Raw genomic sequence first — 22,286 nt, forward strand, 5'->3', positions numbered from 1 at the left:
ATACTCAAGTGATCAGCTACAACGTATTCCTGGATCGCGACCGGTTGCCGGCCGCCACCGACTGGGCTCGCCTGATCCGCGAGGCCGGTTTCGACGTTCATCTGGATACCGGGTTCGAGCCCGCCTCGCATAGCGGTTATCTGCCCTGCCCCGACGATCGCACCGGCTTCGAGTATTACCTGGAATCGTTCGCCGAGCCGACCCTCGAAATCGGCGAGGCCGGCGCCAAAGCCATCGGCGCGCGCAATACCGTCGCGAGCCTGCGCTTCAGCGGCCGCCCGTCAGACCGCGCCGCTGCGGTCGCCGCCGCCGCGACTCTGACCGCCATGACCGACGGAGTGTTGTTCGATACCGAACCGGGACATTTCATTGCCGCCGACGAAGCGTTGGCCTGGGCCCGCAACGAGCGTTACCAACCCGTGGCGGTTTATCGGCGGCGTTCAGCACGTCGGAAAGCGCGTCTCACCGCGCCCGTCATCCTGCGACTGCTGATCATCCTGGTGCTGGTGATCGCGATCTACTGGCTCAGGAAATAGCGGCTCGCGCCGGCGTCGGCGCTTCCTGTTCGTTCCGATCGTGGTAGGCCACCACGCAGTTGCGCCCCCGCTGCTTGGCTGTGTAGAGCGCGGAATCGGCGGCTTCGAAGAATTTGTCCGCGCTCTCGAAGCGATCCCGCCCCAGGCAGGCATAGCCGATGCTGATGGTGATCGCCAGATCGCCATGCAATGTTTCTTCGATGATCCGCCGCAGCCGTTCGCTCATGATCGCGGCGGTCTGACAATCGACTCCCGGCAGAATCACCGTGAATTCTTCGCCGCCATAGCGGCAGCCGAGCAGCGGCTTGCGAGCGAACTTGCGTAGCGCGTGGCCCACGGCCTTGATGGCCTCGTCGCCGCGAGCATGACCGTGCCGATCGTTGTAACTCTTGAAGTGATCGATATCGAGCACCAGCAACGACAACGGCCGCTGCTGCTCGCGAGCCACCGCGAACTCCTCCGGCAGCCTGTCGTCGAACAGGCGGCGGTTGCCCAGCAAGGTGAGCGGATCGGTGCGGCTCTGGTGCTGCAGCTCGTTCATGCGCGTGCTCAGCGTCATGGACAGCAGGATCATTTCCAGCAGCGAGCCGATCTGCCAGCCGTTCTGCGTGATGAACGTGTGCGGCAAGACGCCGAAGGTCTTCAACAGAAACACCACCGAACCGCAAAGGAACGAGCTCCACGCGATGACGTAGAAGCGCGCCGGCCGAGAGCCCAGCAGCATGGCGCATACGCCGAGCAGCAACATGAAGATCACGCCGACCAGCACCAGCAGCGCGATCGGCGAAATGATCGTCGAATACGGCACGAACGGCGAGGCGACCAGCAGCGTCGCGGCGACGAGTTGCAGACCACGCGCGGCCAGGTCCAGGCGCGGTATCACTTCCTTCGCGCGCAGGATCATGCGTGAGAACTGCAGGCCTGCGAACAAGGCAATGCAAATCAGCGCGACCAGACTCGTGTTGCCCCAGCGCGGGCTCTCCGGCCACAGGTACTGATAGGCGAGCCCGTTGTGGATGAGCATGTACAGGCCGAACGTCGCCACGTAGGCGAAGTAGGCCAGGAATGCCTTGTCGCGCACGGCGATGAAGACCAGGCTGCTCCAGACCAGCAGCATGATCACGCAGCCGTAATAAATGCCGTACGCCAGCTGCTCACGACTGAGAGACTCCAGCAGCTCCGGCGAGCTGTAAAGCGACAGGCTGATATCGATGGGGCCCTGCGACTGGTAGCGCATGTAGACCACGCGCTCGGCCCCGGCCGGTACGTGGATGGGGAAAACCAGGTCGCGATGGGCGATGTCACGGGCCGCGAACGGCCGGCGGTCGCCGGTCTTGTGACTGCGCCACTCCCCTGGCCCCGTCTGCTCGTAGACATCCAAATAGTCGATCAACGGATAGGTCTGCCGCAGGTACAGCTCCCGCTCCCGCGAACCCTCGTTACGCAATGTGACACGGGCCCACCAGACGGAAGGCGTAAAGCCGACATTGGCCGCGGCCAGGGTTGCGGGAGTGAATGTTGATTGCGTCACATCGTCGATGGACAGCGCGCCCTTCGGGTCTTCGAGCAGCCCGATGTGACGACTGAATTCTTCGACGTGGAGACGTTCGGCGGCCGGCAGCACGAACACTGGCGCGGCCGGATCGGAAGCGGCCCGCACGGCGACGCTCGCGAGCACGAGCAGGAGCCACACCGACATGCATGCCGCGACCCGCCAACCAAGGCGCTGGGTGGAAACGGCAATACGAACCGGCGTCATCGGCACTTTCTCCTCCGTCTCGGTGTGCCCCGCTGCCTACGTACGAAATGGCGGCAACGAACGGCGCGCAGTATGCGACACGACGCACTCGCCCGCGACGTCCCCGGCCATGAAATATTGGAATTGTGATCTCGTCTGCGGGCGTCGTGTGAGCCTGTCGGTACCTTGCGCTACGCCGATGTGACGCATTCGTGTAAGCGGTCGGGAGACCTCGCCGCCGGACTCAACTATCAAAACAAGGAGCGCTTCAATGCGGCGGCTAATGAAATGGTTATTGGCGCTGGCGGCCCTGGTAGCCGTGCTGGCCGTGGCCGGCTTTACCTGGTTCGTGCTGTGGCCGGTGCATACCATTCCGGCGCTCGAGCAGGTCGACGAGTACATGTGGCTCGACCAGAACTGGGGCGACGGCCAGAACAGCCCGCAGCGGCAGGCGTACTACTACACCGCCCAGGGCACGTCGATGCCACAAGGCGCCTCGGCCGGCGCGGTTCGTTACGACTGGTTCGTGCATCTGGAGCTGCCATTCTCCAACGAGCGCTTCGCCGCGCCCGACCACATGCGCAAGTACCGCTTCCTGGTCGACCCGCAGCCGAGCCCGGCCAATCCGGACCAGTTGCCCATCGGCTTCACCAAGCATTTCGATCCGGCCATCGGCGAGCACGTGCTCGACATCACCTGCGCGGCCTGCCACACCGGCGAAATCCACTTCACCAAGAACGACCGCACCTTCGCCGTGCGCATCGACGGTGGCGCGGCGATGCATGCCTTCACCGACTTCTCTCGGGGCGACTTCGCGCCGCTGCTGCTGGCCTCGCTGATCGATACCGCGGTCAAGCCCTGGAAGTTCGATCGGTTCGCCCAACGGGTGCTCGGTCCGGGGTATCCCGACGCCAAGCCCGAGTTGAAGTCGGCGGTGTGGGCGAGCATCAAGGCCATGCTCGGCAGCGGCCAGAACAATCCGTTCCGCAAGTTGTATCCGGTGCACGAAGGATTCGGCCGCACGGATGCGTTGGGGCGGATCGGCAACACCGCGTTCGGCGATCACCTCACCGCCGATAACTATCAGGTGGGCGACGCACCGGTCAGCTATCCCTATCTTTGGAACATCTGGAAGTTCGACTGGGTGCAGTACAACGGCTCGGTCGCGCAACCGCTGGCAAGAAACATCGGCGAGGCGCTCGGCGTCGGCGCCATCTCTCCATTCCGCAGCGACATGAAACAACCGCTGCCCGCCGATCATCGGTTCCGCAGCAGTGTTGACATTCCGGGCTTGCAGCACATCGAGCATACGTTGCAGAAGCTCGCGCCCCCGGCGTGGCCGGAGCACATTCTCGGCCCGGTGGATCGAGCCAAGGCCGAGCAAGGCGGTAAGCTGTTCGAACAGTACTGTCGCGAATGCCATGGTCCGCACGTGTCCAATGCCGCCCGTCAACAGGCGAGCGCGCCGTTGAAGCCGTTCCCGGAAGTGGAATGGCGTATCGAAGTGATTCCGCTCGATCACATCGGCACGGATCCGAACGCGGCGAAGGGCTTCATGGAGCGTCGTTACAATCTTTCTTCTACCGGATTGACGAATGCTCAGCTGGCCGATGCCCTTCGGCCTCTGCTGGTGCGATCGTTGGCGCGCGATGCCCGCTTCCGTTTGCGCGAAGTCGTGCGATTGCGTGAAGAGCAGAAGTTGCCGGTGGGCGAGCTGCCTGCCTTGCTGGCGAGCTACCCGGATCCCGACGCGAACGCCACGCCGAGCTTGCCGCAGGAGAGCTTCGGCGCCATCGATACGGCGCTGGAAACATTGCTGTCGCCGCTGCCGGTCGTGTCCGCGACCGAGCCGGAAGATCCGCTCGACTGCGGACTCGATTGCAATACGCTCAATCTGCTGTGGGATGTTCGCAATGGCGCCGCCAATATCGAACAGACGGTCGGCGCGCTGGATGTGACCAAGCTCAGCGAAGGTATGGCGCTGAACCTGGTCGGTATCCTGATCAAGAATCGCTTCTATGCCGACTACGGCATCGACTACGCCACTCAGCAGTGTCTGGAAGGCTTCGGCGCGCTCGACTTGCCGCAGCAGATCCTTGGTTATAAACCGCGGCCTCTGCAAGGTGTTTGGGCAACGCCGCCGTTCCTGCACAACGGGTCGGTGCCGTCGCTGTATCAAATGCTGTTACCGCCCGAGAAGCGCGACCAACGTTTCTTCGTTGGCCGCCGCGATTTCGATCCGGTGCATGTGGGATATGCGACACGGCCGGACGAAGAGGAAGGTGACGATGGGTTCTGGCTCGATACGACCATTCCCGGCAACCGAAACATCGGCCACGGCTTTTCGGCGGATGCCGCCACGTGGAACAAACATTTGCAGGACCCGAAGGCGAACCCACTTCCTTCAGGCGTCATCGGACCTTTGCTCACTGACGACCAACGCTTCGCCTTGGTCGAATACCTGAAAGTTCACCAGGACCCGCCCACACCGGAAGGCTTCACCCCGCCGCAATGTGAGTTGTTCGGACGGTCGCTCTGAGATAGCTGAAGACCCACCTAATCCCGTCCGAAGAGGGTGGCACTTAGCCGGGGGTCCTGGCTCTGCACGGTCGGGGTGAAGGAACTGGCGGAGCGTCGAGGGAAAGCCTCGACGCTTCGTCCATTGGGGTTTCTTATTTCCCAGCCCGCTTCGCCAGCGTCGCGAGCAAGGCGTCGAAGGGCTCCTTGAACTTCTTCACGCCTTCGCGCTCGAGCTGCTCGCTCACCGACTTCAAATCGATGCCGAGATTGCGAAGGATCTGGACCGTTTCCTTCGCTTCCGACAACTCATCCTCGATGCGCACCGCTGGGTCGCCGTGATCGCGATACGCGTCGACAGTGGCGGGTGGCAGAGTGTTGACGGTGTTGGGCGCGATCAGCGCTTCGACATACATCGTGTCTTTGTACGCCGGGTCCTTGCTCGACGTGGACGCCCAGAGCAACCGTTGTGGCTTCACGCCCTTCTCGGCGAGCGCGCGCCAGCGGTCGCTGTTGGTCCACTGCTTGTAGTGCTGATACGCGAGACGCGCGCTGGCGATGGCGGCGCGGCCGCGGCGGGCCTTGGCTTCGTATGTATTCATCTTGTCGAGCTTGGCGTCGACCAGCGAATCGATGCGGCTCAGGAAGAAGCTCGCCACCGAAGCAATCTTGTCGATAGGCTTGCCGGCCTGCACACGCCGCTCCAGCCCCGTCAGATACGCATCGACCACCGCGCGATAACGCTCGACGCTGAACAACAGCGTGACATTGATGTTGACCCCGGCCGCGATCAGCTCAGTGATCGCCGGCAGTCCCGCCTCGGTGCCCGGCACCTTGATCATGGCGTTGGGACGATTGAACGCCTGCCAGAGGCGCAGACCTTCGGCGACCGTGCCCGCGGTGTCATCGGCGAGGTGAGGCGACACTTCCAGGCTGACGAAGCCATCGTTGCCGCCGGCCGCATCGTAGGTCGCGCGAAACAAATCGGCGGCCGCCTGCACGTCTTCGAGCGCTAGCGTCTCGTAAATGTCGTTGATACTGCGCCCCGCCCGGGCCAGCGACGCGATCGCGTCGTTGTACTCGGCCCCTTCGCTGATCGATTTGGCGAAGATGGCCGGGTTCGAAGTCACGCCGGCGAGCGCATCTTCGGCGATGAGCCGGGCCAGATGCCCGTCCTTCAGCCAGCCGCGACGAATGTCGTCGAGCCAGATGCTCTGACCCAGGCGGTGAACCTGGCGTAACGGATTCGAGACCCCTTCATTCGTCTGCGTGGCATTCATCTGTATTTGGCTCCGACACTACTCTGCGATGCACCAGCCTGCATTGTATAGGACCGACGTGCGATTACCGATGTAGCGGCAACACTGCAATTCCGCCGAATGCCTTTTTCTTCCGGCAGCGGCCCGTATCCTCGGGCCAACACCCGAACAATCCCAACAACGCCGCGTAATGTATTACTCGCTCCTGACACCTCGAGCACTGGTCCTGGCGACTTTCGTCGCCTGCGTGACCTTCGTCCAGTTTCGCGGCCGCGTGCGGCACAAGTTCTCGCGCCTGCTGGCGGATCACGCCAACCTGCTGGCCCCGTACAACACCCTCATGTATCTGTTCTCGGCGGTGAAAGCCAAGCCCTATGCCGACGTACGGGAGTTTCCCGAACTAAAGCAGGTCACCGAGCAGTGGCAGACGATCCGGGATGAAGCACTGAAGCTGTTCGACGAAGGTCACATCCGCGCGGCGTCGGGATACAACGACATCGGCTTCAACACTTTTTTCAAGCGCGGCTGGAAGCGCTTTTACCTGAAGTGGTACGGCGACTTCCTGCCCTCGGCCTCGGCGCTGTGTCCGAAGACGGCCGAGTTGCTGGCGAAAATTCCTTCAATCAACGCAGCAATGTTTACACTTTTGCCGCCGGGCTCGCGCCTCGGCGCGCATCGCGACCCGTTCGCGGGATCGTTGCGTTATCACCTCGGGCTGGTGACGCCCAACTCGCCGGATTGCTACATCGTCGTCGACGGCGAGAAGTATTACTGGAAGGACGGCGAAGCCGTGATGTTCGACGAGACCTACATCCATCAGGCCGAGAACCGCACCGACGTCACGCGCGTGATTCTTTTCTGCGACATCGAACGGCCGCTGTCTAACCCCGTGTTGCGATGGATTAATCGCACTATCGGGCGCGGCATGATTCGCGCGGCGGCAACACAGAACGTGCCGGGCGAGCACGTCGGCCCGCTGAATCATATATTTTCTTACGTTTATCGAATCCGCGCGCTCGGCATTCGCATCAAGGAGTGGCACAAGCCGCTTTATTACGCGCTGAAATGGTCGCTGCTCGCGGCCATCGGCTACGGCGTCGTTGTCGGATTCTGAAACAGTGTTTGCGCCGGCCCAACATCGGCCTGCCCGCCACGCGGATGCGGCCGCCGTCGAGGCGCGCAATTATTTCCTCCGCCGCGCCAATCGACGCAAATAGTTTGCGTTAACCCGCTCGCCGCGTCGGGATGTCGATGCGATCCAAAACACCGCATGGAACTTCCGTGCGTGCGTGTCGTTGCTTGCTTATCCTCGGCATAGATTCTGCAAGCCTGATTGGCCAAGAAGGTTTGATGTCGAAGGACGGGAGCAACGATGATGCGTCTCGGACTCGCCTGTCTGGTTCTGCTGTTTCCTACGCTCGGCCTCACCTGTGAAAGCGTCAATCGCGAGCAGTGCAAGCAGCGATTCACGGCGCTGGTGACCTACCGCACCCAGGCCATCACCACCGCTTTCGGCGATCTGCTCGACACCTTGCCCACCGCGCTCGAAGTCCGTTTCGTGGGCACCAAGGAATTGGTGGACGGCAAGGAAATATACGATCAGGAGCAACACACCCTGGTGTTTCCACGCCGCCTGCTGAGCTCCAAGGTGCCGAACCCGATCCGCGCGGCCGCTTATTACTGGCCGTTCTATGAAAACGAACAGTATCGGAATGCGTTCCCGGTGGTGGAGACCATCGATCAATTGATCTGGACCGCCTACCTGCAGGAAGCGGCGAAAGCGCGCGGCCTGTCGTGGCCGCACAAGGACTGCAAGTCGAGCGACCTCGCGCAGCGGCTGCCTTGCGAAATGCTGGTGGAAGGCATCAACGAACATCTGAAGGAAGTGCGCACGCCGATCTTCAACGCCAACCGGCTCGACCTGATCTGGCCCGAGGACTTCGCCCGCTTCCGCCGCGGCCTGTGGAATAAAGGCGATCAGACATATCTGGACGTGCAGCGGTACGGCGGGATTTTGTTAATCGGTCCGCTGATCGATCAATTCGGCGTGCCGCGCGCGCTGGCATATTTCGCGCAGACTCCGTTCCAGATCGAGGACAATAACGTGCGCCTGTCGGCACAGCGCTATCAGGAGCGCGCGCGACAAGAGCTCGACTAAGGCAAAAACATCACCACATCAGATCGTCCGGCACCACGAAGTCCTTGTACGGATCGTCCTCGGCCGGCTTGGCTTCTTCCGCATTCAGTTTCACCACGGAACGCTCGTCGCGCTCGCGCAGGCGCTCGGCGATTTCCGCCGGCACCAGGTCATAACGGCCTTCGCAACGAGCGATCGCGATCGTGCCGGCCATCAGCTTTTCACGCAGCGCATTGTCGGCGGTGATCCGACGCACCTTGCCGCGGTCGATGAAATTGAAATAGTCGTCGCTCTCCGGCTTGGGCAGCCGGTGCTGTTCGATGATCTGCTTGATCTGCGCCCAGCGCTCCTTGCGCTCCTGATTTTCCTGGCGCTTGCGGTTCAGCTCGGCATCGCGCGCCGCCTTCTCGGCCTGCGCTTTGGCGCGCGCTTCGGCGGCGCGCTTTTCCTGCTCTTCACGCAGCTGACGGTTTTTGGCCTGCTGGTGTTGCTGCTGCTTTTGCTGCTGATCGGCCTGGCGCGCCTGCTTCTTGCTGCCGAGGCCGGCCGCCAGTAACTGCTCGCGCAATGACATGCTCATCGAAGGCTCCGCACGGACTCCTTTTGGGACGGCGCCATTCTACGCAAACCACTCCCGAGGGCGAGTGCGACAGCGGTCGAAATTCACGCAGGTTGCAGGTCGCCGCCGCGCACAGTCTGAATTTCCCGGCGCGGCGGGGCGCCGAACAGGCGGCGATATTCGCGGCTGAACTGTGACGGGCTTTCATAACCTACGCGATGCGCGGCAGCGGCCGCTTCCAGTCCTTCCGTGAGCATCAGGCGGCGCGCTTCGTGCAAGCGCAGCTGCTTCTGGAATTGCATTGGCGACATCGCCGTCACGGCCTTGAAACGGTGATGCAACGACGACTCGCTCATGTGTGCGGCAGCGGCGAGATCTTCGATGCGTAACGATTCGGTGAATCGCTTGCGCAACAGATCGATGGCGCGCGCGATCCGATTCACTTGACTGTCCACCACACACAACTCGCGCAATCGATGCCCCAACTCGCCAGTGAGCACGCGGTAATGAATCTCTCGCAGCACCAGGGGTGCAAGGATCGAGGCGTCGCGCGGCTGTTCCAGCAACCGAGTCAGTCGCAAAACAGCGTCGAGCAACTGCGGGCTCGTGCGTGCGACATACAAACCACGATCGGTCGACGGCGGCACCGCGCTGCGTCCTACTTGCAACAACAGCTCGCCGATCATGCGCGCGTCCAGCTCCAGACGCAGGCACAGATAAGGCTTCTCCGGCGTCGCCTCGAGCACGTGACCGATCGCCGGCAAGGTGACGGACACGGTGAGGTAGTTCAGGGCGTCGTAGTAATAGACCTCGTCGCCCAACATGGCCCGCTTCCGACCCTGCACGACGATGCACAAACTTGGGTCATACAGCGACGGCGTCGGCACCGACGGCGAGTTGGCGCGGATCAACGTCAGGGCGGGAACCGCTGACGGATGCAGACCCTCCTGCGGGGTCAGGCGAGTCACGAGCTCGGCCAGCTCGGCCTGCTGCTGATCCAGGTTGGGGAGCTCGACAACGGGGGTTTCGGGGGTCGAAATGGCTGCGCTCATGGGGCTGCGCCCTCGGCGACGATCAGGCTATGCGGTGAGTACCCATCTCAGCACAGGACGGTGCTTTTGTCCCCACTGGGCAGGCCATCTTTGCAGGATCAGGCAAGAATCAACGAGGAATCGCTCAGCAGCGTGTTCAGCGGCCAGGGACGGCGAACAGACGCTCGCGGTCCGCGGCATCCAGCAGCCGCCACTGGCCCATGGGCAGATCGCCGAGCTCGAGTCCACCCACGCGACTCCGATGCAGCGCCTCGACGTGATTGCCAACCGCCGCGAACATGCGTCGCGCCTGATGATAACGACCTTCGGTCAGCGTGAGCCGCGCCTGTCGCGGCCCGAGCACTTCGAGCACGGCGGGCGCGAGCGGCTCGCGTTCGGATTCGAGCATCAACTTGCCGCTGGCGAATATTTTTACTTCGTCGCCTCGCAGGTCGCGCGCCAGCGTGGCCTCATAAACTTTGGGCAGCTTGGATTTGGGCGCGACGATTTTATGCAGCAGTTTTCCATCGTCGGTCATCAACAATAATCCGGTCGTGTCGCGATCGAGCCGGCCCACTGTCGCCACCACCGGATCGCGAAGTCGAAAGCGCGGCGGCAATAAGTCATAAGCGACCTGGCCGGGATCGCTCGTCGAGCACGTGTATCCCGTCGGCTTGTGCATCATCAGCAACATGCCTGGCGGCGGATCCAACGGTTGGCCATCGATACGAACGCGGGAGTGCTCGACTTTGTCGTCCGAGTACAGCACTTCGCCATCGACATCCGTGATGCGACCGTCACGAAAGATCGCGAGCACTTCCTTGCGGCTGCCGTAACCGAGATTGGCAATGAGCTTGAGCAGTTTCATCGCGCACTCTTACCGGCTTTCGCAGTGGCCTTTTTCGAGACAGATTGGGCACGCACCGCTTCGATGATCTTGTAACCGTGCTGCTGAACCACGGTATGCACGCGATCGAAGCTTTCGCTCAGCACCGTCTCGTACGGCAAGTGACGATTGGCGACCAGCCATAACTTGCCGCCAGGACGCAGCGAATCCGCGGCGACGGCGATGAAGCGGCGTCCGATGTCGGGACGATCGATGCCGCGCTGCGCGTGGAACGGCGGATTGGTGACGATCACGTCGTATGTATCCGGCAATCCGGCGGCGACATCGTGCCATCGATAGTCGATGGCCGTGCGCGCTTCGAAACTTTTCAAGTTCACGCGCGCGAGCTCCAAGGCGCGATTCTCGGCTTCATAGACATCGAGCGCAGTGATGCCGGGACAACGCGTCAATAACTCCGCCGACAGATAACCGAATCCTCCGCCGAGGTCCGCAGCGCGACCCGTCAGCGTTGCCGGCAAATGTTCCGCCAACAGTGCCGAGGCCACATCGATGCGATCCCACGCGAAAATTCCCGGACGGCTCATGAAACGTCCGTCGGCGATGGGCCGCGGCTCGTCCAGCGACTGCCAGTGCGTCAGCAAAGAAAAATTCAGCCGGGCAAGCGAGGCGGTCCAGAACACCCGACATTTGTTCTTGCTCATGGACTCGACGTCGCCGGTGAGCTGCGCGAGATCGGCTTCACCTGAACGCGCGCCTTCATCGTTGCTCTGGCACGCGATGATCCGACCGCCGGGCTTTGTCATAGCGACCGCGCGCGCCATCAAAGCACGCGCCTCATCGCGTTGACGCGGCGGCAGGATCAGTACCAGCTCATATGTTTTGGGCGCGCCATCGACATTGACGGCGAACCCCGCCTGCGTCAGCGCGTCCGCTTCGGGCTTGAATGTCTGCTCGCAGAACAATCCGGGCAATGGCTGTTGATGCATTGGCCAGCCGTCGCGCGCGCGAAGAAACATCGCGCCGCCGGCAGGCCACTGCAAGCGTCCTTCACTGAAGGGCAGGAACAGCGTTTCTAGGGCCGCGTCGCTCCGGTCTCTCGCGGGATTCCCTCGGCCGTGCGCCTTCGGTCGCACGGCCTTCTGGTCAGCCGGCATGCGACTGCAACAGCTTTTCGGTCGCGGCGAGCAGCACGCAAACAGCCACGCCTTCGGCGGCCTGAGTCACTTCCGGCAGCTCCGGGAAGCTCGGCGCGATACGAATGAAACGATCGTTCGCATCCTTGCCCAGCGGATGCGTCGCGCCCGCGGGCGTCAGCTCCACGCCAGCTTCCTTCGCCAGCTGCACGACGCGCTTGGCGCAACCGTCGAACACTTCGAGCGAAATGAAATAACCGCCCTTGGGCCGCGTCCAGCGCGCCACGCCGGAATCGCCCAGGACTTTTTCGAACGTGCTCAGCACCTGCTCGAACTTGGGCGCGAGGATCTCGCGATGCCGGTCCATCAACGCGGTCACGCCGCCATTGGTGTTGAACAGGCGGATGTGACGCAGCTGATTCACCTTGTCGCCGCCGATGGTCCGCATGCTCATGTTCTTCAGATACCAGGCCGCGTTGTCCTTGGAACCGGCGAACAGAGCGACGCCCGCGCCTGCGAAGGTGATTTTGGAAGTCGAGCCGAAAATAAACGCGCGATTCGGATGACCATGACGCGTGCACGCTTCGTCGATGCTGGCGATTTCGATGTGTTCCGCGGTCAAGTGATGCACGGCGTAGGCGTTGTCCCAAAACAAACGAAAGTCGCGCGCCGCGGTCGGCATCCTGGCGAGCCGCTCGATGGTTTCGTTCGAATACACCGTGCCGCACGGGTTGCTGTATTTGGGCACGCACCACATGCCTTTGATCTGCGGGTCGGCGGCGACCAGCTTTTCCACCACGGCCATGTCCGGACCGGTGTCGAGCATGGGGACCGGAATCATCTCGATGCCAAACTGCGCGCAGATGGAGAAGTGTCGGTCGTAGCCCGGCACCGGGCACAGGAACGCCACGCGGGACTCGCGCGACCAGGGCTTGTCGCTGTCGACCGTGCCTTTCAGCATGGAATAAACGACCGCGTCATGCATCAGCGACAGACTGGCGTTGTCGCCGAGAATCACGCGGTCCGGGCTCACGCCGAAAATCGGCGCCAGCTGCACACGCAGCTCCGGCAGGCCCTGCAGTTCGCCGTAATTGCGAGTGTCCACGCCGCCGGCCATGTAGTCGGCGCCCGGGAGGCGCATCAGCTCGTTGCACAGGTCCAGCTGTTTCGACGACGGTTTGCCACGGGTCAGATTGAGCTTCAGTTTCCGCTCGGCGAAAGCCTGGTAGCGACGGCGGATATCTTCGTGGGCGGCGCGCAGCTCGGCGACGCCTGAGGTCGTCAGATTGGGCATTGAGAGGGCCAGTTTGGGGGTGAATTCGCGGCTGCGGATCTTAGCGGCTATTCTGACTGCATGACATCCATACTCATCGTGGGCGCCGGCGCGGTTGGAGCCCTGTTCGGCTCCGCGCTGGCTCGTCAGGGCGCGCAGGTGTCGGTGGTTTGCCGCTCGGACTACGACGTTGTCTCGCGGGACGGTTACGACATCGTCAGCCCGCTGCTCGGCAATCATCGCTTTCACCCGCATCGGGTGTTTCGCGAGGTGGCCGAATGTCGCAACCCGCCGGATTTCCTAATCCTGACCGTTAAAGTCCTGCAAGGCGTAGATCGCGCGGCCCTGATCCGTCCCGCCGTCGGGCCGCGCACGGTGATCGTGCTGATCGAGAACGGCATCGACATCGAAGGTGAAATCGCCGCCGCCTTTCCCGAGAACGAGTTGCTCAGCGGCCTGGCGCTGGTCGGCGTGGGGCGCGCCGCGCCGGGCAAGGTCGACCATCAGATGATGGGTCAGCTGAACCTGGGTCGTTATCCGGGCGGCGCTTCAGCGGCGGCCGACGAGCTCGCGGCGATGTTCAACGCCGGCGGCATCGGCTGCAAAGTGACCGACAACGTGGTCAGCGCCCGTTGGCAAAAAGCCGTGTGGAATGCGACCTTCAATCCGGTCTCCATCACCGGCGGCATGCTCGACACCGCGGTCATGCTGGGCACGCCGGAGTCGACGGCGTTCATCCGGCGAGCGATGGAAGAAGTCTGCGCGGTCGCCGCGGCCGCGGGCTATCCCATGCACCCGAAGCTCATCGAGCAACTGATCGGCGGCACCAAGGCAATTCCGCCGTACCACACCAGCATGGCGCTGGATTACAAGTACGGCCGGCCGATGGAGATCGAGGCCATCCTGGGCAACACGGTTCGTGCCGCCCGGAAGCACGGCGTCAGCGCTCCGATCCTGGAAACGCTGTACGCCCTGACGAAGATGATTGAAGCGAGAGTTTCGGCGGCGAGGAGCTAGGCGCGCTCAGGTGCCGGCGGCCTTTTTCGCCCGGGCTTTCGGCGGCTGCTTCACCGCATGCAGCACGTTATCGGCGACGCGCGACATCCAGCCGCCCGAGTACAGCATCATCTTCAACGTGTGCAGCAGCACCTGGCCCGGCCCTTCCACGGCCAGCCGGCAGTCTTCCTCGATCTTGCAATTCTGCATTTCGAAGAGCCCATTGCCCTCGATGATGAGATTGGTGTCCTTGAAGTGGCAATCGACGAACGACTTGCCGTCGAGAACCACGCGCTGCCCGTCAAAGGTTTTCCCGCGTACCTGTTTCATCTTTATGTAACTACTGCGCGTCGTGCGCGCCCATGATCGAGGCGGTCTTTCTACACGAATGCGCCGGCTCTTGCACGGCCCGGCGGGGTAAGGGAAGCTGCCGGCCGCATGCGTTTATGTAGATTCGACACCGACAGAGTGGGGGTGCTTCGCGGCGACATGGTCGTCGATGTGACCTCCGTCCTTGATTCCATCCCCGCCGCGCGCTGGCCCATCGACCCTGGGGATCTGCTGATCGCCAACTTCGACCGGTTGCGCGGCATGATCGAGCAGACCGCGCTGTCCGGCATCCCGCGCCATCTGGCCGACTGCGCCCTGAAGAGCCCCGTCGCCAACCCGAGCAAGATTCTCGGCGCGCTGAAGAACTATCACGAGCCGGCCGACGACGCCGATTATCCGGGCAGCACGCTGGAGCGGGACGGCCTGTTCCTGAAGGCGACCAGTTCGCTCGCCGGTCCGTCCGACGGTGTCGAGCTCACTCTGCCCGGCCGGCAACACGATCACGAAGTGGAGCTGGCGGTCGTCATTGGCTCCTGGTGTCGCAACGTCAGTCGCGAGCGCGCGATGGATCACGTCGTCGGGTACACGGTGGCGCTCGATATGACAGTCAAAGGCGGCGAGGAACGCAGCCTGCGCAAATCTCCGGACGGCCATACCGTGCTCGGCCCGTGGCTGATTACTCGCGATGAAATAGCAGACCCAGGAACCCTCGGCCTGTGGCTGCAGGTGAATCGTCAGGCACGCCAGCGCGGCAACACTCGCAATCTGCTGAATGACGTGCCGCGCCTGATCGAATACGCATCGTCATTTTTCACGCTGTATCCGGGCGACATCATTCTCACCGGCACTCCGCCGGGCGTCGGCCCGGTGGTGTCGGGCGACGTGGTCGACGCCGGCATCGTCGGCATCGGCTCGATGCGAGTGGAGATTCGATAGAAGACGGGGTCGTCGAATCCTTCGACGACCCCGTGCTACCTAGCTACCAACTTTTTCTGGTCAGTTAACTAGCCCCATCCCTGGGTCAGTAATCACTTCCCCTTTCGCGGCTTTTTCGCCGCCTTCTTCTTTCCCCCTGAGCGCGTCTTGCTCTTGGCCTTGGCGCTTTTCTTAGCGCCCTTTTTGGCCGCGGTCTTTTTGCTGCCGGCGCCTTTGGCCGCCGGACGCTTCTTGCTCGACTTCTTGCCTGCCTTTTTCTTGGCAGGGGTCTTGGACGACTTCTTCGACGGCGCTTTCTTGGCTGGGGCCTTCTTGGCCGGAGCCTTCTTCGCCGGAGACTTCTTGGCGGGCGCCTGCTTCGCGGGCGCTTCTTCGGTCGGCGCCTCGGCAGGCGGCGCTTCCTTGGCGGGCGCCTTCTTCCGAGCCGGAGCCTTCTTCGCAGGCTTCTGCGCCGGCTCTTCCGGCGGCTTCTCGGCCGGCGGCGCCTCCTGCTCGGCAGGCGTTTCCGGATCCTGCACCACGGGCGGCGTGGTTTCTTCCGTGTCCAACTTCAACTGTTCGGGTTGTTTCATTTGCTTGGCCTGCTTGGGCTTCTTCTCGGGTTTCTTCATGTCGGCGGCGAGGGCGTGCGCGGCGAACATCGCGCCCTGCGGATCCACTGCCTGCACGATCCAGTCTCCGCCCGGCACTTCCATCGGGCCGTTGATGACCTTGCCGCCGGCGGATTTTACTTTCTTGGCGGTCTGGTTCACGTCCTTGACCTGCACATAGCTCAGCCACGACGGGCCCGGACCGGCGTTCATGGTCATCATGCCGCCGAACGGCACGTCGCCAAAGCCATAGATCAGGTAGGTGCCCATCTCGCCCAGGTCGTGCTCCACCAGATTCTGCCAGCCGAACAGCGCCGAGTAGAACTCGAACGCACCCGCGTGATCGGTGCTGATCAACTCGTGCCAGGAGTGCTCCCCAGGCTGCGGCGGCGTGATCTTGCCGTACTCTTCGGCGGATTCATATATGCCGAACTTGGCGCCGTACGGATCCTGCAGCACCGCGTAACGGCTGCCGCTGGACAACGTGGCCACATCCTTCACCACCGAGCCGCCCTTTTGCTTCGCGAGCTCAATGGTCCGGTCGATATCGCCAGTGCCGACATACGGCAGCCAGTGCGGGGCGGAGCCGTTGCCCGCGACGGTCGCGCCGATCGGACCGCGCTTGGCGGCAAACATTACGTAAGAGGCGTCTTCTTCCCAGGGCTGGCTCTTCCAGCCGATCGCCTTCCCATAGAACGCATGGGCGGCATTGGAGTCCGGCGTCACCAGCTCATGCCAGACGAATCGTCCACGGACACTCTGATCTGCCATCGCGATCTCCCTCGATGAGACTTTGTTAGGTTGTCAGCGGTGTATCAAGTGACGTTCATTGGCGGCTGAGCATACTCCGCTCGTTGGCGCAAAAGTAGTCAACACTCGACGCACATTCTCACATTGCCCTCACATTGCCCCTCACATTGCATATGTGCTGCGCGCGGCTCGCATGCGGACGCCGAGCATACTTGCCAAAAAATGACGATGAGGTACAACAGCACGCCTGGATCTCGCACCACCATCTGCACTATCGCAACGGATCACATGAGCACCACGCCTGAAGCGCGGCGGACCCGCCGTGCATTCGTGGGTCTTCTCGGCGCATTGGCGATCGTCACCTCGCTGCCCGCGACGGCGGCGCTGGCGGACGATCCACCGTTGCAGATCTGGTTCATCCGTCACGGCGAAAGCGAGATCAATGTGCCGGGCAACCCGCGCACCGTGCCGGATGGCGGAGTGAGTTATCCATTGACGCGGCGGGGCGTGGAACAGGCGCGCGAGCTGGCTGCATCCTTGCGTGGCGCACCCATCACGAAGATCTATACCAGCACCCATCTGCGCGCCGTTCAGACTGCCGACGCGGTGGCGTTCGATCACATCCTGCCCTTGCAGCTCGCGCCTGAAGCGGTCGAGATCGACTTCGGCATCCGCCCCAACGGCGCTCAGGATGGGCGCGCCGTATACACCGAGCTCGCACGTAAGTGGTTAATCGAAAAAGACCTCGAGGCGCGCAATGGCGAGGGAGAAAGCTTTGCCGACGTGCAGCGCCGCTTCTTGCCGTTTGTGCGCGAAGTAATGAACCGTCACGCGCTGGACACCGGCATCGTCGTGATCGTCGCGCACAGCGCCACGCTGGGCTTCATGGTGCCGGTGCTCGCCAGTAACGTGCCGGCCGATTTCGCCTTGCGCCATCCGCTGCCCAACGGGGGAATCATCAAGACCGAGTTGCGCGACAGCCGGCTGTTCTGCACCGATTGGGCCGGCGTCACTGCCTTTGGTGAATGAGCGGCGCTGACGCTACCATGCCGCCGCACGAATAACGGGGGCGTGGGCGGGTAGCAATGATACGGAAAGCGTTCTGGATGCTGGTGGCGCTGGTCGGCGCGTTCGCGATCGGCGGCATCGCGATTCATCGCGGCGAAACCATCAACGCCATGTGGATCGTGGTGGCCGCGATCTGCGTGTACAGCCTGGGCTATCGCTTTTACAGCGCGTGGGTCGCCGCCAAGGTCCTGAGCGTCGATCCCACGCGCGCCACGCCGGCACTGCGGCTGAACAACGGCCGCGACTTCGTGCCGACGCATCGCTGGATCGTGTTCGGTCACCACTTCGCCGCCATCGCCGGCCCCGGCCCGCTGATCGGTCCGACCCTGGCGGCCCAGTTCGGCTACCTGCCCGGCACCTTGTGGATCCTGGTCGGCGGCGTGCTCGGCGGCTGCGTTCAGGACATGACCATCCTGTTCCTGTCGACACGGCGCAATGGCCGCAGTCTCGGCCAGATGGCGCGCGACGAACTGGGCCCGGTCGGCGGCTTCGCGGCCATGCTCGGCACACTCACCATCATGATCATCCTCATCGCCGTGCTCGGCCTGGTGGTGGTCAATGCGATGAAGCACAGCCCTTGGGCCACCTCGACGGTGTTCGCGACCATTCCGATCGCGGTGCTGATCGGCGTGTACCTGCGCAATATCCGCCCGGGCCGCGTGCTGGAGGGGTCGCTGATCGGACTCGCCCTGCTGCTATTCGCGGTGGTCGGCGGCGGCTGGGTCGATTCGCATCCGGCGCTGCGTGAGCTGTTCAATCTCGAAGGCAAGCCGCTGGCGTGGTTCGTCATCGGCTATGGATTTATCGCTGCTGTGCTGCCGGTGTGGCTGCTGCTGGCGCCGCGTGACTACCTTTCCACGTTCCTGAAGCTCGGCACCGTATTGCTGCTGGCCCTGGCCGTGATCCTGATGCGGCCCGAGATCCACATGCCGGCGGTCACGCAGTTCATCGACGGCACCGGGCCGATCTTCGGTGGCGCGCTATTCCCGTTCGTGTTCATCACCATTGCGTGCGGCGCCATCTCCGGCTTCCACGCGCTGGTGTCCAGCGGCACCACGCCCAAGCTGATCGGCAACGAAGCCGATGTGCGGATGATCGGCTACGGCAGCATGATGCTCGAGTCCGCCGTCGCGGTGATGGCGATGATCGCGGCGACCCTGCTGCAGCCTGGCGTGTACTTCGCCATCAACAGCGCACCGGGCGTCGTCGGCGCCACGGCGGAAGCAGCCGTCGCGACCATCACGAGCTGGGGCTTCCCAGTGACGGTCGAACAGATGCAGTTCCTGGCCAAGGAGATGGGCGAATCGACCTTGTTCGCGCGCACCGGCGGCGCGCCTTCGCTGGCGGTAGGCATGGCCAGCATTTTCTCCAGCGCCTTCGGCGAGAGCATGCTGGCCATCTGGTACCACTTCGCCATCATGTTCGAGGCGGTGTTCATCCTGACCACGCTCGACGCTGGCACGCGCGTCGGCCGCTTCATGTTGCAGGACGCGCTCAGCCACGTGTGGAAGCCGATGGGCGAGACATCGTGGTATCCGTCGGTGCTGATCGCGAGCGGTCTGGTGGTCGCCGGCTGGGGTTACTTCCTGTACATCGGCGTGGTCGATCCCAATGGCGGCATCAATATTCTGTGGCCGCTGTTCGGCATCGCCAATCAGCTGCTGGCCGGCATCGCCTTGTGCGTGGCCACCGGCATCCTGATCAAGCAGGGCAAGCTGCGGTATTGCTGGGTCACGGGCGCGCCGCTGGCGTGGCTGGCCATTGTGACGACGGCCGCTACTTGGGAAAAGGTTGTGTCGAGCGATCCGCGCGTGGGCTTCCTGGCGGCAGCTGACGGACTGGCCGCGAAGCTTGCCGCCGGCACACTGCCCGAGGCGCAGGCGGCGGTGGCCCCGCAGCTCATTTTCAATCAGCGGCTCGATGCGGTGCTGGCCGTGCTGCTGGTGTTGATTCTCTGGGTAGTCATCGCCGACATGCTTCGCGTGAGCGTGCGCGCCGTGCGTGGCCAGCCGGTGCCTCCGAACTCGGAAGCGCCGCATGTCGATATCAACTCGATCAAGATCAGTGCGGAGGCAGCATGAGCATGCAACGACTGACGCTATGGGCGGCAGCGGCCTGGAACATGATCCGCTCGCTCGCCACTGACGACGCCTACGACAAGTACCTGGCTCATCACGCACACGCGCACGCCGGCTCGCCGCCCATGAGCCGCCGCGCCTTTTATCTCCAGCAGCAACAGTGCAAGTGGACTGGAGTGTCGCGCTGCTGCTGATAAACGAAATCGACGCGGATGCCGTAGCAGCGCCAGGGATGTGCAAGCAGGACGCCCGCGACAGCGGGCGAAGGCGGGTGCGCGTTGCCGGAAGGACACTCCCCCTGCCCAGGCGGCGCCGCCACCGACGCCGCCCCTCTTCACCCTCTCAAACGACGAACCCTTGCTTAGCGATCGGCAGCTTACGAAGCCTCTTCCGAGTCGCCGCGTAAATAGCATTACAAACAGCAGGCGCGACCAACGCGACCGCGGGTTCGCCCATGCCGCCGGGTTTCTCGTCCGTGTTCAGCAAGTGAATCTCGATGACCGGCGTCTCATTCAGACGGAGCAGACGGTAGGTATCGAAGTTCTGTTCCTGAACCTTGCCGCCGACCACGTTGATCTCGCTGAACAGCGCGGCCGTCAGGCCGAACACGATGCTGCCTTCCGCCTGGGCCTGGACGATGCCGGGGTTCACCATCTGACCGCAATCGATGGCGCAGACGATGCGATGGACTTTCAGGTTGTTGCCCTCGAGCGAGATCTCGGCGACCTGCGCGAGATAGGTGTCATATCCAGACATCAAGGCCACGCCTTGATGACGCCCCGCGGGCGGCTGCCCCCAGTTCGCCTTGCGCGTCGCCACGTCGAGGACCGATAGCCAGCGCGGCTGCTTGCCGAGCAGCGAGCGCCGGAACTCCACCGGATCCATCTGTGCCTCGGCCGCCAGCTCGTCCATGAAGCTCTCGACGGTGAAACAGTTGAGCGCGTGACTCACCGAACGCCAATACCCGACTTCCAACCCCACTTCGTGCTGCAAATAGTCGATATATAAATTCGGCACGGCATACGGGAAGTTGTGAGCCGCCTCGACCGCGAACGGATCCGGTGTTCCCTGCGGCACGGCGCCGGGCGCCCATCGCGCCGTGATAGATGGCGCGACCAGGTGAAGCTTCACTGTATCCAGCTTGCCATTCGAATCGAACGCGCCGGACATGGTGTTACGCGCGGGCGGACGATATTTGTCATGAGTCGTATCGTCCTCACGCGTCCACAACAACTTCACCGGCTTGTTGAGCGCCTTCGCGCATTCGACCGCGGCGGGGATGAAATCGACATCGAGCCTGCGCCCGAAGCCACCGCCGAGGAACGTCGTGTGCACGAACACCTGTTCCGGCGGTAAGTTCGCCGCCTTCGCAGCCGCGGCCTGCGCCATCTGCTGCACCTGAGTGGGCACATACAAATGACAGGCGCCGTCGCGAAACTCGACCGTGCAGTTCTGTGGCTCCAGCGTCGCGTGCGCGAGCATCGGCAACTCATACGTCGCCTCCACTCGCCGGCTGTTTGCTTTCCAGCCCGCGTCGGCGTCGCCTTCCTTGCGTACGTCCAGGCCTTTGCCGCTCGATGCGTTCTTGAGCCCGGCATAGATGGCAGCATTGTTCAGCTTGGCAGCGGGTCCAGGATTCCACTGGATGTCCAGCGCGTCGCGCGCCTGCTTCGCTTGCCACCAGGAGTCCGCGACCACCGCGACGCCCGACGATGTTTGTAACACCTCACGCACACCGGGCATCGTCTTCGCCTTATCGGCATTGAAGCCCTTTACGGTGGCGCCCAGCTCCGGCGGCTGCGCCAGCGCCGCGTACAGCATATTTGGCAAGCGAACGTCGATGCCGAACTGCGCGCTGCCATCGACCTTCGACGGCGTATCCGTTCGGGTCGCGGTCTTGCCGATGTATTTGAATTCGTTCTTGCCCTTGACCTGAACATTCTGCGGCGCCGGCAACGCCGCGGCCGCTTCGGCCAGCTCGCCGAACGACTTGCGCCGGCTGGTGAATAAAACATAGCCATCGGCGACCGTGCACGATTGCGGCGGGGCTTTCCATTCATTGGCCGCGGCTGCAATCAATCGAGTGCGCGCTTCGGCGCCAGCCATGCGGATCTTGTCCCACGCTTCGCGCACGCTCGTGCTGCCGCCGGTCGCCTGCGCGCCGAGCAGCTTGTTCACGTACTCAGGACCAGGCGGCGCGAATTCAACTTTGACGACATCCGGTGCGACGCCCAGCTCTTCGGCGAGCAACGTCGGCAACGCCGTGTACACGCCCTGACCCATCTCCGATTTGTCACAAAACATGGTGATCGAACCGTCGGTGCCGATCTGCAGGAACGCATTGGCCTTGATCAGCTTCGGCGGCCCGACATTCTTGGCCGCTTCCTCCGGCTTACTGCAGCCAGGCAGATAACAAGCGATCACCAGCCCGCCCGCGGCGGTCGCAGTGGACTTGATGAACCCGCGGCGAGACAGATCGCCCAGCAACGAACCAGGTGTAGTTGCCAT

The 22,286-nt window shown here is 63.0% G+C and carries 19 protein-coding genes; 9 read left to right on the forward strand and 10 right to left on the reverse strand.

Features of this window, described 5'->3' with window-relative positions; genetic code table 11:
* Positions 1–8 precede the first annotated feature (8 nt).
* Entirely contained in the window at positions 9–536 is a 528-nt protein-coding gene (locus VGD45_RS17415) for a hypothetical protein (RefSeq protein WP_331156605.1), read from the forward strand.
* Here VGD45_RS17415 and VGD45_RS17420 read toward each other — a convergent pair.
* Positions 526–2,295, reverse strand: coding sequence for a diguanylate cyclase (locus VGD45_RS17420; protein ID WP_331156606.1), 1,770 nt, complete (start codon positions 2,293–2,295; stop codon positions 526–528). The genes VGD45_RS17415 and VGD45_RS17420 overlap by 11 nt on opposite strands.
* A gap of 250 nt (positions 2,296–2,545) precedes the next feature.
* On the opposite strand from VGD45_RS17420, the gene VGD45_RS17425 reads away from it, so the two are divergent.
* Positions 2,546–4,813, forward strand: a complete 2,268-nt coding sequence (locus tag VGD45_RS17425; RefSeq protein ID WP_331156607.1) for a di-heme-cytochrome C peroxidase — start codon at positions 2,546–2,548, stop codon at positions 4,811–4,813.
* Between the two features lie 133 nt (positions 4,814–4,946).
* On the opposite strand, the gene tal is transcribed toward VGD45_RS17425, so the two are convergent.
* The gene (tal, locus tag VGD45_RS17430; protein ID WP_331156608.1) at positions 4,947–6,071 is read right to left on the reverse strand and encodes a transaldolase; all 1,125 of its coding nucleotides are present in this window, start codon (positions 6,069–6,071) and stop codon (positions 4,947–4,949) included.
* Between the two features lie 169 nt (positions 6,072–6,240).
* On the opposite strand from tal, the gene VGD45_RS17435 reads away from it, so the two are divergent.
* Both VGD45_RS17435 and VGD45_RS17440 read left to right on the forward strand, forming a co-directional pair.
* A complete protein-coding gene (locus VGD45_RS17435; RefSeq protein WP_331156609.1) occupies positions 6,241–7,164 on the forward strand; it encodes an aspartyl/asparaginyl beta-hydroxylase domain-containing protein in 924 nt (307 codons plus the stop codon).
* A gap of 258 nt (positions 7,165–7,422) precedes the next feature.
* Entirely contained in the window at positions 7,423–8,208 is a 786-nt protein-coding gene (locus tag VGD45_RS17440; RefSeq protein WP_331156610.1) for a hypothetical protein, read from the forward strand.
* Positions 8,209–8,218: 10 nt separating this feature from the next.
* On the opposite strand, the gene VGD45_RS17445 is transcribed toward VGD45_RS17440, so the two are convergent.
* The 5 genes from VGD45_RS17445 to VGD45_RS17465 form a co-directional block, all read right to left on the reverse strand.
* Positions 8,219–8,767, reverse strand: coding sequence for a DUF2058 domain-containing protein (locus VGD45_RS17445; RefSeq protein ID WP_331156611.1), 549 nt, complete (start codon positions 8,765–8,767; stop codon positions 8,219–8,221).
* A gap of 83 nt (positions 8,768–8,850) precedes the next feature.
* Positions 8,851–9,798 (reverse strand): AraC family transcriptional regulator, encoded by a 948-nt coding sequence (locus tag VGD45_RS17450; RefSeq protein WP_331156612.1) that lies wholly within the window; start codon positions 9,796–9,798, stop codon positions 8,851–8,853.
* Between the two features lie 136 nt (positions 9,799–9,934).
* Complete coding sequence (locus VGD45_RS17455) at positions 9,935–10,645, reverse strand: 16S rRNA pseudouridine(516) synthase (protein ID WP_331156613.1); 711 nt, start codon at positions 10,643–10,645, stop codon at positions 9,935–9,937.
* Positions 10,642–11,778, reverse strand: a complete 1,137-nt coding sequence (locus tag VGD45_RS17460) for a class I SAM-dependent methyltransferase (protein WP_331156614.1) — start codon at positions 11,776–11,778, stop codon at positions 10,642–10,644. Before VGD45_RS17460 ends, VGD45_RS17455 begins: the two co-directional genes overlap by 4 nt.
* Positions 11,768–13,051, reverse strand: a complete 1,284-nt coding sequence (locus tag VGD45_RS17465) for an aminotransferase class I/II-fold pyridoxal phosphate-dependent enzyme (RefSeq protein WP_331156615.1) — start codon at positions 13,049–13,051, stop codon at positions 11,768–11,770. Before VGD45_RS17465 ends, VGD45_RS17460 begins: the two co-directional genes overlap by 11 nt.
* A 60-nt stretch (positions 13,052–13,111) precedes the next feature.
* Between VGD45_RS17465 and VGD45_RS17470 the strand changes: the two genes are divergently transcribed.
* Complete coding sequence (locus VGD45_RS17470; protein WP_331156616.1) at positions 13,112–14,047, forward strand: 2-dehydropantoate 2-reductase; 936 nt, start codon at positions 13,112–13,114, stop codon at positions 14,045–14,047.
* 6 nt (positions 14,048–14,053) lie between these two features.
* Here VGD45_RS17470 and VGD45_RS17475 read toward each other — a convergent pair whose 3' ends face one another.
* Entirely contained in the window at positions 14,054–14,356 is a 303-nt protein-coding gene (locus VGD45_RS17475; RefSeq protein ID WP_331156617.1) for a hypothetical protein, read from the reverse strand.
* Positions 14,357–14,464: 108 nt separating this feature from the next.
* Between VGD45_RS17475 and VGD45_RS17480 the strand changes: the two genes are divergently transcribed.
* A complete protein-coding gene (locus VGD45_RS17480) occupies positions 14,465–15,292 on the forward strand; it encodes a fumarylacetoacetate hydrolase family protein (protein ID WP_331156618.1) in 828 nt (275 codons plus the stop codon).
* A gap of 92 nt (positions 15,293–15,384) precedes the next feature.
* Here VGD45_RS17480 and VGD45_RS17485 read toward each other — a convergent pair whose 3' ends face one another.
* Positions 15,385–16,653 (reverse strand): VOC family protein, encoded by a 1,269-nt coding sequence (locus tag VGD45_RS17485; RefSeq protein ID WP_331156619.1) that lies wholly within the window; start codon positions 16,651–16,653, stop codon positions 15,385–15,387.
* 267 nt (positions 16,654–16,920) lie between these two features.
* Here VGD45_RS17485 and VGD45_RS17490 point away from each other — a divergent pair, with 267 nt between their 5' ends.
* The 3 genes from VGD45_RS17490 to VGD45_RS17500 are packed head-to-tail and all read left to right on the forward strand — an operon-like array spanning position 16,921 to position 19,972.
* Entirely contained in the window at positions 16,921–17,661 is a 741-nt protein-coding gene (locus tag VGD45_RS17490; RefSeq protein ID WP_331156620.1) for a histidine phosphatase family protein, read from the forward strand.
* Positions 17,662–17,717: 56 nt separating this feature from the next.
* A complete protein-coding gene (locus VGD45_RS17495; RefSeq protein WP_331156621.1) occupies positions 17,718–19,781 on the forward strand; it encodes a carbon starvation CstA family protein in 2,064 nt (687 codons plus the stop codon).
* A complete protein-coding gene (locus VGD45_RS17500) occupies positions 19,778–19,972 on the forward strand; it encodes a CstA-like transporter-associated (seleno)protein (protein WP_331156622.1) in 195 nt (64 codons plus the stop codon). Before VGD45_RS17495 ends, VGD45_RS17500 begins: the two co-directional genes overlap by 4 nt.
* A gap of 148 nt (positions 19,973–20,120) precedes the next feature.
* On the opposite strand, the gene VGD45_RS17505 is transcribed toward VGD45_RS17500, so the two are convergent.
* On the reverse strand, positions 20,121–22,286 hold the full coding sequence (locus VGD45_RS17505; RefSeq protein ID WP_331156623.1) for a xanthine dehydrogenase family protein molybdopterin-binding subunit: 2,166 nt from the start codon (positions 22,284–22,286) through the stop codon (positions 20,121–20,123).

This window comes from Steroidobacter sp. (genome assembly GCF_036402275.1).
In the GTDB taxonomy this organism is placed as follows: domain Bacteria; phylum Pseudomonadota; class Gammaproteobacteria; order Steroidobacterales; family Steroidobacteraceae; genus Steroidobacter.

Bases quoted from the DNA above. Each gene is read 5' to 3' on its own strand.
- VGD45_RS17420 (WP_331156606.1), bottom strand. From the start codon at position 2,295: ATGACGCCGGTTCGTATTGCCGTTTCCACCCAGCGCCTTGGTTGGCGG.
- VGD45_RS17425 (WP_331156607.1), top strand. From the start codon at position 2,546: ATGCGGCGGCTAATGAAATGGTTATTGGCGCTGGCGGCCCTGGTAGCC.
- tal (WP_331156608.1), bottom strand. From the start codon at position 6,071: ATGAATGCCACGCAGACGAATGAAGGGGTCTCGAATCCGTTACGCCAG.
- VGD45_RS17435 (WP_331156609.1), top strand. From the start codon at position 6,241: ATGTATTACTCGCTCCTGACACCTCGAGCACTGGTCCTGGCGACTTTC.
- VGD45_RS17440 (WP_331156610.1), top strand. From the start codon at position 7,423: ATGATGCGTCTCGGACTCGCCTGTCTGGTTCTGCTGTTTCCTACGCTC.
- VGD45_RS17445 (WP_331156611.1), bottom strand. From the start codon at position 8,767: ATGAGCATGTCATTGCGCGAGCAGTTACTGGCGGCCGGCCTCGGCAGC.
- VGD45_RS17450 (WP_331156612.1), bottom strand. From the start codon at position 9,798: ATGAGCGCAGCCATTTCGACCCCCGAAACCCCCGTTGTCGAGCTCCCC.
- VGD45_RS17455 (WP_331156613.1), bottom strand. From the start codon at position 10,645: ATGAAACTGCTCAAGCTCATTGCCAATCTCGGTTACGGCAGCCGCAAG.
- VGD45_RS17460 (WP_331156614.1), bottom strand. From the start codon at position 11,778: ATGCCGGCTGACCAGAAGGCCGTGCGACCGAAGGCGCACGGCCGAGGG.
- VGD45_RS17465 (WP_331156615.1), bottom strand. From the start codon at position 13,051: ATGCCCAATCTGACGACCTCAGGCGTCGCCGAGCTGCGCGCCGCCCAC.
- VGD45_RS17470 (WP_331156616.1), top strand. From the start codon at position 13,112: ATGACATCCATACTCATCGTGGGCGCCGGCGCGGTTGGAGCCCTGTTC.
- VGD45_RS17475 (WP_331156617.1), bottom strand. From the start codon at position 14,356: ATGAAACAGGTACGCGGGAAAACCTTTGACGGGCAGCGCGTGGTTCTC.
- VGD45_RS17480 (WP_331156618.1), top strand. From the start codon at position 14,465: ATGCGTTTATGTAGATTCGACACCGACAGAGTGGGGGTGCTTCGCGGC.
- VGD45_RS17485 (WP_331156619.1), bottom strand. From the start codon at position 16,653: ATGGCAGATCAGAGTGTCCGTGGACGATTCGTCTGGCATGAGCTGGTG.
- VGD45_RS17490 (WP_331156620.1), top strand. From the start codon at position 16,921: ATGAGCACCACGCCTGAAGCGCGGCGGACCCGCCGTGCATTCGTGGGT.
- VGD45_RS17495 (WP_331156621.1), top strand. From the start codon at position 17,718: ATGATACGGAAAGCGTTCTGGATGCTGGTGGCGCTGGTCGGCGCGTTC.
- VGD45_RS17500 (WP_331156622.1), top strand. From the start codon at position 19,778: ATGAGCATGCAACGACTGACGCTATGGGCGGCAGCGGCCTGGAACATG.
- VGD45_RS17505 (WP_331156623.1), bottom strand. From the start codon at position 22,286: ATGGCAACTACACCTGGTTCGTTGCTGGGCGATCTGTCTCGCCGCGGG.